At 56.8% G+C, this 12,784-nt stretch carries 11 protein-coding genes; 7 read left to right on the forward strand and 4 right to left on the reverse strand.

Going from position 1 to position 12,784, the window contains the following annotated elements; all coding sequences use genetic code 11:
* Positions 1 to 168: 168 nt before the first annotated feature.
* The 3 genes from grxD to KDX37_RS15985 form a co-directional block, all read right to left on the reverse strand.
* Positions 169 to 495: a Grx4 family monothiol glutaredoxin gene (gene grxD / locus KDX37_RS15975; RefSeq protein WP_231653654.1), complete on the reverse strand. Its 327-nt coding sequence runs from the start codon at positions 493 to 495 to the stop codon at positions 169 to 171.
* 88 nt (positions 496 to 583) lie between these two features.
* Positions 584 to 2,692 (reverse strand): molybdopterin oxidoreductase family protein, encoded by a 2,109-nt coding sequence (locus KDX37_RS15980; RefSeq protein WP_231653655.1) that lies wholly within the window; start codon positions 2,690 to 2,692, stop codon positions 584 to 586.
* A 132-nt stretch (positions 2,693 to 2,824) separates the two neighbouring features.
* Positions 2,825 to 3,118 (reverse strand): hypothetical protein, encoded by a 294-nt coding sequence (locus KDX37_RS15985; RefSeq protein WP_231653656.1) that lies wholly within the window; start codon positions 3,116 to 3,118, stop codon positions 2,825 to 2,827.
* A 448-nt stretch (positions 3,119 to 3,566) separates the two neighbouring features.
* On the opposite strand from KDX37_RS15985, the gene argF reads away from it, so the two are divergent.
* Both argF and KDX37_RS15995 read left to right on the forward strand, forming a co-directional pair.
* Positions 3,567 to 4,487, forward strand: a complete 921-nt coding sequence (gene argF / locus KDX37_RS15990) for an ornithine carbamoyltransferase (RefSeq protein ID WP_231653657.1) — start codon at positions 3,567 to 3,569, stop codon at positions 4,485 to 4,487.
* Positions 4,484 to 5,560, forward strand: coding sequence for an ABC transporter ATP-binding protein (locus tag KDX37_RS15995; RefSeq protein WP_231653658.1), 1,077 nt, complete (start codon positions 4,484 to 4,486; stop codon positions 5,558 to 5,560). Before argF ends, KDX37_RS15995 begins: the two co-directional genes overlap by 4 nt.
* A gap of 22 nt (positions 5,561 to 5,582) precedes the next feature.
* Here KDX37_RS15995 and ybaK read toward each other — a convergent pair whose 3' ends face one another.
* Positions 5,583 to 6,053: a Cys-tRNA(Pro) deacylase gene (gene ybaK, locus KDX37_RS16000; protein WP_231653659.1), complete on the reverse strand. Its 471-nt coding sequence runs from the start codon at positions 6,051 to 6,053 to the stop codon at positions 5,583 to 5,585.
* Positions 6,054 to 6,404: 351 nt separating this feature from the next.
* On the opposite strand from ybaK, the gene KDX37_RS16005 reads away from it, so the two are divergent.
* From KDX37_RS16005 to KDX37_RS16025, 5 genes are all read left to right on the forward strand, one after another.
* The gene (locus KDX37_RS16005; RefSeq protein WP_231653660.1) at positions 6,405 to 7,262 is read left to right on the forward strand and encodes an MIP/aquaporin family protein; all 858 of its coding nucleotides are present in this window, start codon (positions 6,405 to 6,407) and stop codon (positions 7,260 to 7,262) included.
* Positions 7,263 to 7,291: 29 nt separating this feature from the next.
* Positions 7,292 to 8,797, forward strand: coding sequence for a glycerol kinase GlpK (gene glpK, locus KDX37_RS16010; RefSeq protein ID WP_231653661.1), 1,506 nt, complete (start codon positions 7,292 to 7,294; stop codon positions 8,795 to 8,797).
* Between the two features lie 99 nt (positions 8,798 to 8,896).
* Complete coding sequence (locus tag KDX37_RS16015; RefSeq protein ID WP_231653662.1) at positions 8,897 to 9,652, forward strand: DeoR/GlpR family transcriptional regulator; 756 nt, start codon at positions 8,897 to 8,899, stop codon at positions 9,650 to 9,652.
* 263 nt (positions 9,653 to 9,915) lie between these two features.
* A complete protein-coding gene (gene glpD, locus KDX37_RS16020; RefSeq protein ID WP_231653663.1) occupies positions 9,916 to 11,454 on the forward strand; it encodes a glycerol-3-phosphate dehydrogenase in 1,539 nt (512 codons plus the stop codon).
* 389 nt (positions 11,455 to 11,843) lie between these two features.
* Positions 11,844 to 12,758 (forward strand): glutamate/aspartate ABC transporter substrate-binding protein, encoded by a 915-nt coding sequence (locus tag KDX37_RS16025; RefSeq protein ID WP_231653664.1) that lies wholly within the window; start codon positions 11,844 to 11,846, stop codon positions 12,756 to 12,758.
* Positions 12,759 to 12,784: the final 26 nt, after the last annotated feature.

Consider the following 12,784-nt stretch of genomic DNA (forward strand, 5'->3'; position numbering starts at 1 on the left):
ATCGGTGCTGATCTACAACAGGGAGCGGCCGCATCTGTCCTTGAAATACAAAACGCCCGATGCGGTGCATCGGGCGCTTTGAGACTGAAATAGGTGTAACCTATTTCAGGACTAGACATGTAAAACCGGCTGATGCTTCCGCATGAGCAGACGCATCAGCGCAAGGTCTTACTCAGCCTTGGCGGCCGATGCAGTCTTGACCAGCTCTTGCAGAGAACCATCAGCCATCATCTCGGTGATGATGTCGCTGCCGCCGACCAGCTCACCGGCTACCCACAGCTGCGGGAATGTCGGCCAGTTGGCGTACTTGGGCAGGTTGGTGCGGATTTCGGGGTTCTGCAGGATGTCGACATAGGCGAACTTTTCGCCGCACGCCATCAGTGCCTGGGAAGCCTTGGCCGAAAAACCGCATTGCGGAGCATTCGGAGCACCTTTCATGTAAAGCAGAACGGTGTTATTGGCAATCTGCTCTTTGATCGTTTCGATGATATCCATGGAGCACCTCGGCTGAATTTTCCGACTCAGTTGTCGGCACGGTGGCGCATTGTAACGGAATCCCGAGCCACACGCTCTGTCTTGAGCCTTAACACGCCGCAACCTGCACCGGAACACCGTTAAGAGCAGCGTTGCCGGACAGCGCGTCCATTTGCCGTTCGTCAGTCAGGTCATTGGCGCTGACACCAGGCTGGCTCTGCGCAATGTCCATCCGTACGCCTTTGCGCGCATGACCCCAGCCATGGGGCAGACTGACCACGCCGGGCATCATGTCCAGGCTGGCAAGTACCTCTACTTCAATCACGCCTACCCGTGAACTGACCCTGACTTGCTGGCCGTCGCTCAAGCCTCGGCTGGCCAGATCGTCCGGGTGCATCAACAACTGATGACGGGGTTTGCCCTTCACCAGACGGTGGAAGTTATGCATCCACGAGTTATTACTGCGTACATGTCGGCGCCCGATCAGCAACAGCTGGTGAAGCTTGGGACCTACTGCTGTCGCAAAGCGGGAAAGGTCGGCCATGATAACCTCCGGCGCCGCCTGAACATGACCGTTGGCAGTCTTCAGACGGCCTGCCAGATTGGGCTTGAGCGGGCCAAGGTCCAAGCCATGCGGATGAGTGTCCAGAGTGGCCACTGACAACTTGCGCGCGGATGAGTCCCCGTATTCACCGGCACGCAACCCGATGTCGATCATGTGCGCGGGTGGGATCGTGGGCTTCAGTTCCTTTGCGGATCTGGCAGCGAAGGCCTTGGCCAGCCCGACGAAAATTTCCCAGTCATGCAGAGAACCTTCGGGCTTGTCGAAAATTGCGCGATTGAAGCGGGTGACATTACGCACAGCGAGGGTGTTGAACGTGGTGTCGTAGTGATCGTTTTCCAGTGCAGAGGTCGACGGCAGAATCAGATCGGCGTAGCGCGTGGTTTCGTTGATATAGAGGTCGATACTGACCATGAACTCCAGACCGTCGAGGGCTTTTTCCAACTGACGTCCGTTGGGCGTCGACAGCACCGGATTACCGGCCACGGTAACCAGCGCACGCACCTGCCCCGCACCTCCTTGCAGCATCTCCTCGGCGAGCGCTGAGACAGGCAACTCACCACCGTACTCCGGCAAACCGGACACACGGCTCTGCCACAAATCGAAATGCCCGCCGGAGGTCGAGCTCACCAGATCAATGGCCGGCTCGGTGCATAACGTACCACCGACGCTATCCAGATTGCCGGTGACCAGATTGATCAACTGCACGAGCCATTGGCACAAGGTGCCGAAGGCCTGAGTGGAGATGCCCATCCTGCCGTAACACACCGCCGTATTGGCCGCCGCAAAATCACGGGCCAGTTGCCGAATCTGCTCTGACCAAACAGCGCACCGTGCGCTCATGGCTTCAGCACTGAAACCTGCAATTGCGTGTTTGACGACGTCCAGACCTTCGACCGGCAAATGACTCTCTCGCGTAAGCCCCTCATCGAACAGGGTATGCAGCAGGCCGAACAGCAACGCTGCATCACCACCGGGACGCACAAACAAATGCTGATCAGCGATGGCCGCGGTTTCGCTGCGCCGCGGATCGACTACCACCACTTTGCCGCCTCGTGCCTGAATGGCTTTGAGTCTTTTCTCGACGTCCGGGACCGTCATGATGCTGCCATTGGAAGCCAGCGGGTTGCCGCCCAGAATCAACATGAAGTCGGTGTGATCAATGTCGGGGATCGGCAACAGCATGCCGTGACCGTACATCAGATGGCTGGTGAGGTGATGCGGCAGTTGATCCACCGAGGTCGCGGAGTAACGGTTACGGGTTTTGAGCTGGCCCAGGAAGTAATTGCCGTGGGTCATCAGCCCGTAATTGTGGACACTGGGGTTGCCCTGGTAGACCGCCACCGCGTTCTGTCCATCGCGTTGCTGAATGGTGAACAACCGATCAGCCACCAGATCGAACGCTTCCTGCCAGGCAATCGGCTGCCATGCCTCCCCCTTTCGCAACATGGGCTGACGCAAACGGTCGGGATCGTTCTGAATATCTTGCAGCGCAACGGCTTTGGGGCAGATGTGTCCGCGGCTGAAGGGATCGAGCGGATCGCCTTTGATGGACGCTATCTGACGAGGAGAGCCCGCAGCTTCGGTTGTCTCGATTGTCAGGCCACAAATGGCCTCGCACAGATGACAGGCGCGGTAATGTTGGGTCCGGGTCATCGCAGCCTCATCGTCTCGTCATGGCAATCACGCTGATTGCGGAACAAGGACTATGGTGCGTCATGCAATGCGGCGCCACGGACGTTTGTCTCGTGAATCTGACGGTATCAGGCGGGCAGATAGCCGCTGCCATCAACCCCCGATCGGCGTGACTACCTTGCGCTGCAGCTGAATTTCCGTAACGGTTTCGATCTGTTCCTGCGCCATGTGCACACCGGTCAGCTCACCGATCAGGCGCCAGTGTTCATCGAGCCCGGAGCTCACGGTCGCCATGCGATCAATCATGCGTCGCCCGGCTGAACGCGTCACTTCATCTTCGCTGCGCAGCAGTTCGAACGACATGGATGTCATTGAGGCCGTCAGGTGGGTCAAGGTGCGGGCAGTGAGCCCAAGCAGTTCCGTAAGTTGACGTTCCTTTGAGTCCATTCCCGATCCCCAGTCATTGATTGTATCGACAACGCTTTATAACCTACCCCTGAGGTTATGGAAACGGTCCATGCTTCAAGCGCGTGAAGTACGTCGCATATGAAGAGCAGCCTCTAAAGGACTGTTACAGGATTGGTACTAATTGCCAATCCCCATTTGAGCAGTGTACAAATGCTGCCTTCGAAAATGTGAACCGCTGGCAATTGGCCTGCCCCACTCACGGGACGTTTCGCTGAACCGTAAGGAAAGCAACGTTCTCAGGGCATTTCCCTTTATCGACGCCACCACTCGAAAACACGCATGACATTGGTAAGACGCGACATTTTTTTATACTATCGCGCCTTCATTATTCGTCGCCTCGCGCGGCTTTCTCCGCTGACCTTGCCCGTTTTCCCGATAAAACCCGGCTTTGACACTCTGCGGTCTGTTGCAAAAAAGGTAGTTAATCATGAACGCCAGGCACTTTCTCTCGATGATGGATTACACCCCGGATGAGCTCCTGGGCTTGATCCGTCGTGGCGTAGAGCTCAAAGACCTGCGAAATCGCGGCGTGCTTTTTGAACCGCTGAAAAACCGGGTTCTTGGGATGATTTTCGAAAAATCCTCGACACGTACCCGGCTTTCTTTTGAAGCCGGGATGATCCAGCTGGGTGGTCAGGCCATATTTTTGTCTCATCGCGACACGCAACTGGGCCGCGGCGAGCCGATTGCCGACAGCGCAAAGGTCATGTCACGCATGCTGGATGCGGTGATGATCCGTACTTACGCACACAGCAATCTGATCGAATTTGCCGCCAATTCACGCGTCCCGGTGATCAATGGCCTGTCGGACGACCTGCACCCGTGCCAGTTGTTGGCCGACATGCAAACCTACCTGGAACACCGTGGCTCGATTCAGGGCAAGACGGTGGCGTGGATCGGCGATGGCAACAACATGTGCAACAGCTATATAGAAGCTGCGATTCAGTTCGACTTCCAGTTGCGGGTTGCCTGCCCTTCAGGCTATGAACCCAATCCGGAATTCATGGCGCTGGCAGGCGATCGAGTCACCCTCGTGCGCGACCCGAAAGTGGCAGTTGCCGGCGCGCACCTGGTCAGCACGGATGTCTGGACCTCAATGGGTCAGGAAGAAGAGACAGCCAGGCGTATGGCCTTGTTTGCCCCCTATCAGGTGACCCGTGCCTTGCTTGACCTCGCGGACCCAGAGGTGCTTTTCATGCACTGTCTGCCCGCCCACCGTGGTGAAGAGATCAGCGTCGACCTGCTGGATGACGCGCGCTCCGTAGCATGGGATCAGGCTGAAAACCGCCTGCATGCTCAAAAAGCGCTGCTGGAGTTTCTGGTCGCGCCGTCCTGCAAGCCCGCATGAGTCAATCGCTGCTGCTTGATCTGCGCAACCTTGCCTGCGGCTACGAGGGTCAACGCGTCGTGCAGGATCTCAACCTTCATCTCAATGCAGGAGATATCGGTTGCCTGCTGGGCTCCTCGGGTTGCGGCAAGACCACCACCCTGCGTGCAATCGCCGGCTTCGAGCCAGTGCACGCAGGTGAGATCACGCTGGCGGGTGAAGTCATCTCCCGTCCAGGCTGGACGCTGGCTCCGGAAAAACGCCGGATCGGCATGGTGTTCCAGGATTACGCCCTGTTCCCGCACCTGAGCGTTGCCGAGAACGTAGCTTTCGGCATTCGCAAACATCCGCGACTGGATCAGGTTGTGGCAGAGCTGCTGGAACTGGTCAATCTGGGAGCGCTGGGCAAGCGTTACCCGCATGAGCTTTCCGGCGGGCAGCAGCAGCGCGTCGCACTGGCCCGTGCACTGGCGCCGGAACCCCAGCTTCTGCTGTTGGACGAGCCGTTTTCCAATCTTGATGGTGAGCTGCGTCGACGCTTGAGCCATGAAGTTCGCGACATCCTCAAGACACGCGGCACCAGCGCAATCCTGGTGACGCACGATCAGGAAGAAGCCTTCGCCGTCAGCGACCATGTTGGCGTATTCAAAGAAGGCCGACTGGAACAATGGGACACGCCTTACAACCTGTACCACGAACCAGCGACGCCGTTTGTTGCCAGCTTTGTAGGCCAGGGCTATTTCATCCGCGGTCAAATGCTGGATCCTGACTCGGTACGTACCGAATTGGGTGTATTGCGCGGCAACCGTGCCTATCCAGGTATCAGTGGCAGCGCAGTGGATGTCCTGTTGCGCCCGGATGACATTGTTCATGCACCCGACAGCGATCTTAAAGCCCGCGTGATTGGCAGAACCTTTCAGGGCGCCTCGACGCTGTATCGCCTGCAGCTACCGACGGGCAGCCAACTTGAAGCGATCTTCGCCAGCCATGCTGACCATATGACTGGCGATGAAGTGGGCATTCGTGTGGCGGCTGAACATCTGGTTCTGTTTGCAGCACCTGGCAGCGTGCCCACTTCAGCGGCCAAAGGCTGACCTGACGGTTCAGCCTTCGTGCCTATCCACGGCCAATAACAGCAAACGCCGCCTGAGTGTGCTCGGCCAGAACGGTTGCTGACAGCTCGACCTCAAGCCCCCTCCTGCCTGCGCTGACAAAGATGGTTTCGAAGGGCTGAGCCGTTTCATCAATAAAGGTACGCAGTCGTTTTTTCTGGCCCAGCGGGCTGATGCCACCGAGCAGATATCCCGTGGCCCGCTGCGCGGCAGCCGGGTCGGCAATTTCGGTTTTTTTCACCCCTGCAGCCTGTGCGAGAGCCTTGAGATCCAGAGTTCCGACGACCGGTACAACGGCGACCAACAATTCACCTTTTTCAGTGCACGCCAGCAAGGTCTTGAAAACGCGCGCCGCATCCAGATCCAGTTTTTCCGCTGCCTCCAGACCATACGACGCAGCTTTTGGATCATGTTCATAATTGTGAACACGATGTTCGGCGCGAACTTTTTTCAGTAAATCCAGGGCGGGTGTCATGCAACGCTCCATTGATCCGTGACGAGCACTACTTTAAGCGAAACGGCATGAACATGCCTTGATTCACGTCGCCTGTAACGCTGATGGCCATTTAAAACCACAGCACATTTTCCTACGAAAAACGCAGAAACGAACTAAGTACAGGCCGTGATAATTTAGCTGACCGTTCAGTTCCGACCTTTGACAGCGTTCTTTCTTGTCTATATTTTTTCGTTTACGAATATTAACGAAAGGTGATTTTAGGTATAACTCGCGCCAACGGTTGGGAACCAGACGTTTCCAGCACGCTGGCTTCAACGAGCACTCATCCTTTTTCAAGAGTGCCGAGACAAAAACAAAAATGAGGTATTCATGACCATCGCAATCAAACAACCGACGCTGACCGGGCAATGCCTGGCAGAATTTCTGGGCACAGCCCTGATGATCTTTTTCGGTACAGGATGCGTTGCAGCGCTCAAGGTCGCGGGTGCATCTTTTGGCTTGTGGGAAATCAGCATCATCTGGGGCATCGCAGTCAGCATGGGCATCTACCTGAGTGCAGGTATCTCCGGTGCTCATCTCAACCCCGCCGTCAGCATCGCGCTGAGCCTTTTCGCCGGATTCGAAAAACGGAAACTGCCGTTCTACATTTCGTCACAGGTCGCTGGCGCATTCTGCGGAGCCGGTCTGGTGTACCTCCTTTACGTCAGTCTTTTTTTCGACTTCGAACATGCGCACCATATCATCCGTGGCAGCGAGCAAAGCCTCGAACTGGCGGCAGTCTTCTCTACCTATCCGAATGCAGCCATTTCAGTAGGCCAGGCCTTTCTGGTCGAAGTAGTGATTACCACCATCCTCATGGGCGTCATCATGGCGCTGGGCGACGACAGCAACGGTCTGCCACGCGGTGCGCTCGCACCGCTGCTCATCGGCTTGCTGGTTGCAGTCATTGGCAGCTCCATGGGCCCACTGACCGGCTTTGCCATGAACCCGGCGCGTGATTTCGGCCCGAAACTGATGACGTTCCTTGCGGGTTGGGATGAGATAGCTTTTACCGGCGGTCGTGACATACCTTATTTCCTGGTTCCGATTTTTGCGCCCATTCTGGGCGCCTGCCTCGGTGCAGCTGGCTACCGCGCATTGATTGCGCGCCACTTGCCAGACGCCGAACCTGTTGAGCATGCAAAAGAGAGCAAAGTGGTTCGCGGCAAAGTTCAGGCTTCATCTTGAATCCCACCCAATAATGCAAGGCAATCGACATGACTGACACACAGAACAAGAATTACATCATTGCTCTTGACCAGGGCACCACCAGCTCGCGGGCCATCATCTTCGACCGCGACGCCAATGTGGTGAGCACTGCCCAAAGCGAATTCGTGCAGCATTACCCTCAGCCAGGCTGGGTCGAACATGACCCGATGGAAATCTTTGCCACCCAGACGGCCTGCATGACCAAGGCGCTGGCGCAGGCTGACTTGCATCACAACCAGATCGCCGCCATTGGCATTACCAACCAGCGTGAAACCACCGTTGTGTGGGAGCGCGACACCGGTCGCCCGATCTACAACGCCATCGTCTGGCAATGTCGCCGCAGCACTGAAATCTGCCAGCAGCTCAAGCGCGACGGCCTTGAGGATTACATCAAGGACACCACCGGCCTGGTGATCGACCCCTACTTCTCCGGCTCCAAGGTCAAGTGGATCCTCGACAATGTTGAAGGCAGCCGTGAACGTGCGCGCAACGGCGAGTTGATGTTCGGCACCATTGATACCTGGCTGATCTGGAAATTCACCGGCGGCAAGGTCCACGTCACCGACTACACCAACGCCTCTCGCACCATGCTGTTCAACATCCATACTCTGGAATGGGACCAGCGCATGCTCGATGTGCTGGATATCCCGCGTGAAATGCTGCCTGAGGTCAAGGCATCGTCCGAAGTCTATGGCCATAGCAAGAGCGGCATCCCGATTGCCGGTATTGCGGGCGACCAGCAGGCCGCCCTCTTCGGCCAGATGTGCGTAGAGCCGGGACAGGCCAAGAATACGTACGGCACCGGCTGCTTCCTGCTGATGAACACTGGCAAGAAAGCCGTGAAATCTGCGCATGGCATGCTGACCACCATTGGCTGCGGCCCACGCGGTGAAGTGGCTTACGCCCTGGAAGGCGCCGTGTTCAACGGCGGTTCGACCGTTCAATGGCTGCGTGATGAGCTGAAGATCATCAACGACGCGCTGGACACGGAATACTTCGCCAGCAAGGTCAAGAGCAGCAATGGCGTGTATCTGGTTCCAGCCTTTACCGGCCTGGGCGCGCCTTACTGGGATCCCTACGCCCGAGGCGCCCTGTTTGGTCTTACACGTGGCGTGAAAGTCGATCACATCATTCGTGCGGCACTTGAATCCATCGCTTATCAGACCCGCGACGTGCTGGATGCCATGCAGCAGGACTCCGGCGAGCGCCTCAAATCTCTGCGCGTGGATGGCGGCGCGGTGGCCAACAATTTCTTGATGCAGTTCCAGGCCGACATCCTGGGCACCCATGTCGAGCGCCCGCAAATGCGCGAAACAACGGCGCTCGGCGCGGCGTTCCTGGCGGGTCTGGCGATTGGTTTCTGGAGCAGCCTGGACGAACTGCGCAACAAGGCAGTCATCGAGCGGGTATTCGAGCCGCAGTGCGAAGAAGCCCATAAGGAGAAGCTGTACGCCGGCTGGCAGAAAGCCGTTGCACGTACCCGTGATTGGGAACCGCACGAAAACGAGGAGTGATCCACGCTCGCGGGCACGGGAAGCAGGATTCAGGCTGACAGGAAACACTTTCCTGCGGCATGATGGGCGCCATTTGCAGAGGGCGCCCAAGGAAAAACAATGAACCTGCCTCCCCGCCAACAACAGATCCTTGAACTGGTTCGCGACCGCGGTTACGTCAGCATCGAGGAAATGGCGACGCTGTTCGTCGTTACGCCACAAACCATCCGCCGCGACATCAATCAGCTCGCGGACATGACCCTGCTGCGTCGCTACCACGGCGGCGCGGCCTATGACTCCAGCATCGAAAACACCGCATACGCCATGCGTGCGGATCAGATGCGTGATGAAAAACAGCGAATTGCCGAAGCCATCGCCGCTCAGGTTCCGGATAACGCCTCACTGTTCATCAATATCGGTACCACTACCGAATCCATTGCCCGAGCCCTGCTTAATCACAACAATCTGAAAATCATCACCAACAACCTGCACGTGGCGTCGATTCTGAGTGCCAAGGATGACTTCGAAGTGTTGCTGGCCGGTGGCAAAGTGCGCCGTGACGGTGGTGTAGTGGGTCAGGCCAGCGTCGACTTCATCACTCAGTTCAAAGTCGACTTCGCGTTGGTCGGCATCAGTGGCATTGATGAAGACGGCAGCCTGCTGGATTTTGATTACCAGGAAGTCCGCGTCTCTCAAGCGATTATCGGCAACGCACGCAAGGTGCTGTTGGCTGCGGACTCGAGCAAGTTCGGTCGCAACGCCATGGTTCGACTGGGTCCCATTACCCTGATAGATTGCCTGGTGACCGACCAACCGCCGGTCCCTGCCCTGCAACAGCTGCTGACTCAGCACAAGATCCGCCTCGAAGTGGTCTGATCCCGGCACACTTCCACGCCTGAAATTGTTCAACACCCCCCAATCCAGAACCGTCGCTACGCAGCGAAGGCTCTGGCGCGGGCCATCTGTGGCGTTCCTGCCCTACAATGTTCATTTTTGTTCTTTTTCACGTTCTGCTATCAGTATTTTCAATCGATACTTGCTGGCACGGTCATTTTTATTGAGCTATTATTTTCGAAAGCGAACATTAATGTTCAGATTCGCCTTTCGCGCTGAACTCAAGAATTGTCCAGGAGGCCACAATGCCCCACTCTACCGTGACAACCCCACCCCTCTCTGAGGTCTACGACATCGCCGTCATCGGTGGTGGTATCAACGGTGTCGGGATTGCGGCAGATGCCTCCGGACGCGGCCTTTCGGTTTTTCTGTGTGAAAAGGACGACCTGGCAAGCCATACCTCTTCAGCGAGCAGCAAGCTGATTCACGGCGGCTTGCGTTATCTGGAGCATTACGAGTTCCGCCTGGTGCGCGAAGCGCTCGCAGAACGCGAAGTGCTGCTGGAGAAAGCGCCGCACATCGTCAAGCCGATGCGCTTCGTACTGCCTCACCGCCCGCATCTGCGTCCGGCGTGGATGATCCGTGCAGGCATGTTCCTGTATGACCATCTGGGTAAACGCGAAAAGCTTCCAGCGTCGCGGACCATCCGCTTCGGTGCAGACAGCCCGCTCAACAGCAGCATTACTCGCGGCTTCGAATATTCGGACTGCTGGGTCGACGACGCCCGGCTTGTAGTGCTCAATGCAATGGCAGCTCGTGAAAACGGTGCGCATATTCACACCCAGACACGTTGCGTCAGCGCACGCCGCATCAAAGGCATGTGGCACCTGCACCTCGAACGCAGCGACGGCAGCCTGTTTTCGATCCACGCCAAGGCGCTGGTCAACGCAGCAGGTCCATGGGTGGCCAAGTTCATCCGTGAAGACCTGAAACTCGAGTCTGCCTACGGCATCCGCCTGATCCAGGGCAGCCACTTGATTGTGCCGAAGCTATACGAAGGTGAACACGCGTTCATCTTGCAGAACGAAGACAAGCGCATTGTGTTCACGATCCCGTATCTGGAGCACTTCACCATTGTCGGCACCACCGACCGTGAGTACCAGGGCGATCCGAACAAGGTCGAAATCACCGAAGGCGAGATGGACTACGTGCTTAAAGTGGCCAATGACCACTTCAAAAAGCAGCTGACCCGCGCTGACGTCTTGCACACTTATTCCGGTGTTCGTCCGCTATGCAACGACGAGTCCGATAACCCTTCGGCGATCACCCGTGACTACACGCTGTCGTTATCGGGTACTGGCGATGAAGCACCGATCCTGTCGGTCTTCGGCGGCAAGCTGACCACGTATCGCAAACTGGCAGAATCGGCCATGGCGCAACTGGCACCGTTCTTCAAACAGATGAAGCCAGGCTGGACGGCCAAATCGGCGCTGCCAGGTGGCGAAGACATGACCACGCCGGACGCACTTGCGGCCGAACTGACCCAGCGCTTCAAATGGCTGCCTGCACAAATTGCCAAGCGTTGGTCGATTACTTACGGCAGCCGCAGCTGGAAGTTGCTGGAAGGCGTCCAGAACCTTGACGACATGGGCCAACACCTCGGCGCAGGCCTGTATACCCGCGAGGTGGATTACCTGTGCGATCAGGAATGGGCTACCAGCATCGACGATATCCTGTGGCGTCGTACCAAGCTGGGGCTGTTCACAACGCGTGAAGAACAGGCCAGTGTGCGTGACTACCTCGAAACCGTCGCGCGCAACAAGGCGACTATAGAAGCTGCCTGATCCCTCCGATAGCCTGTTCACCCGCTGATTTTGGCGCGGGCTGAACAGGCTATCGCAACTGCCTCCCTCCTGATTGCCCCTCCTCTACCTCGTCTCTACTCGTCACGGCTCAAACTTGCCTCCAGTCGTTCGGTTTCCCGAACATCAGCGGACGACCGATTCGGCTTCCCGGACGCCTGCCGGCGGTAAACTTTCAAAAAAAATCATAAAACCCTTTATTTTCAATGAGTTGAATTATTTATCGAGCTTGGCACGACTTCTGCTCGTTACTTAGTATCGACCGCCTTGAACGTGCGTGTGTCTGAATCAGGGCGCCGTCGAGGCAATCGTCAAGAAGTGGACTGCCCTAACGCAGCCCCATCAATAAAAATGAAATCGAGGATTCATCGATGCGCATCGTCTCCCATGTGTTGGCAGCAGCAGTTGCCGCCACTCTGATCAGCACTCCTGCTTTCGCAGCCGAATTGACCGGCACACTGAAGAAGATCAAAGAATCCGGCACCATCACCCTCGGCCATCGCGATGCTTCCATTCCTTTCTCTTACATCGCTGATGCTTCTGGTATTCCGGTTGGCTATTCCCACGACATCCAGCTGAAAATCGTCGAAGCCATCAAGAAAGACCTGGACATGCCTGACCTGAAGGTCAAGTACAACCTGGTCACTTCCCAGACCCGTATCCCGTTGGTTCAGAACGGCACAGTCGATGTGGAATGCGGTTCCACCACCAATAACGTCGAGCGTCAGCAGCAAGTCGACTTCTCGGTCGGCATCTTCGAAATCGGCACACGACTGCTGTCCAAGAAAGACTCGGCCTACAAAGACTTTGATGACCTGAAAGGCAAGAACGTTGTGACCACCGCCGGCACCACGTCCGAGCGCATCCTCAAAGCCATGAACGCTGACAAGCAGATAGGCATGAACGTGATCTCGGCCAAAGACCACGGCGAGTCTTTCCAGATGCTCGAATCCGGCCGTGCGGTCGCTTTCATGATGGATGACGCATTGCTGGCAGGTGAAATGGCCAAGGCCAAGAAGCCGGATGACTGGGCGGTTACCGGCACTGCGCAATCCTACGAAATCTACGGCTGCATGGTTCGCAAGGGCGATGCTCCATTCAAGAAAGCGGTGGATGACGCCATCCTCGCCACTTACAAGTCTGGCGACATCAACACCATCTACAACAAGTGGTTCCAGTCTCCGATCCCGCCAAAAGGCCTGAATCTGCAGTTCCCGATGAGCGACGAGCTCAAGAAGCTGATTGCAGAGCCAACCGACAAAGCCGCTGAAGACAAGAAAGCCTGAGCAATCGGTCCAGCCCGGCTGAATTG

This window comes from Pseudomonas californiensis, from assembly GCF_021147775.1.
Taxonomy (GTDB): Bacteria; Pseudomonadota; Gammaproteobacteria; order Pseudomonadales; family Pseudomonadaceae; genus Aquipseudomonas; species Aquipseudomonas californiensis.

Excerpts from the sequence above, each read along its gene's own strand:
- KDX37_RS16005 (WP_231653660.1), top strand. The coding sequence starts at position 6,405 with ATGACCATCGCAATCAAACAACCGACGCTGACCGGGCAATGCCTGGCA.
- grxD (WP_231653654.1), bottom strand. The coding sequence starts at position 495 with ATGGATATCATCGAAACGATCAAAGAGCAGATTGCCAATAACACCGTT.
- ybaK (WP_231653659.1), bottom strand. The coding sequence starts at position 6,053 with ATGACACCCGCCCTGGATTTACTGAAAAAAGTTCGCGCCGAACATCGT.
- glpD (WP_231653663.1), top strand. The coding sequence starts at position 9,916 with ATGCCCCACTCTACCGTGACAACCCCACCCCTCTCTGAGGTCTACGAC.
- KDX37_RS16015 (WP_231653662.1), top strand. The coding sequence starts at position 8,897 with ATGAACCTGCCTCCCCGCCAACAACAGATCCTTGAACTGGTTCGCGAC.
- KDX37_RS15985 (WP_231653656.1), bottom strand. The coding sequence starts at position 3,118 with ATGGACTCAAAGGAACGTCAACTTACGGAACTGCTTGGGCTCACTGCC.
- KDX37_RS15980 (WP_231653655.1), bottom strand. The coding sequence starts at position 2,692 with ATGACCCGGACCCAACATTACCGCGCCTGTCATCTGTGCGAGGCCATT.
- argF (WP_231653657.1), top strand. The coding sequence starts at position 3,567 with ATGAACGCCAGGCACTTTCTCTCGATGATGGATTACACCCCGGATGAG.
- glpK (WP_231653661.1), top strand. The coding sequence starts at position 7,292 with ATGACTGACACACAGAACAAGAATTACATCATTGCTCTTGACCAGGGC.
- KDX37_RS15995 (WP_231653658.1), top strand. The coding sequence starts at position 4,484 with ATGAGTCAATCGCTGCTGCTTGATCTGCGCAACCTTGCCTGCGGCTAC.
- KDX37_RS16025 (WP_231653664.1), top strand. The coding sequence starts at position 11,844 with ATGCGCATCGTCTCCCATGTGTTGGCAGCAGCAGTTGCCGCCACTCTG.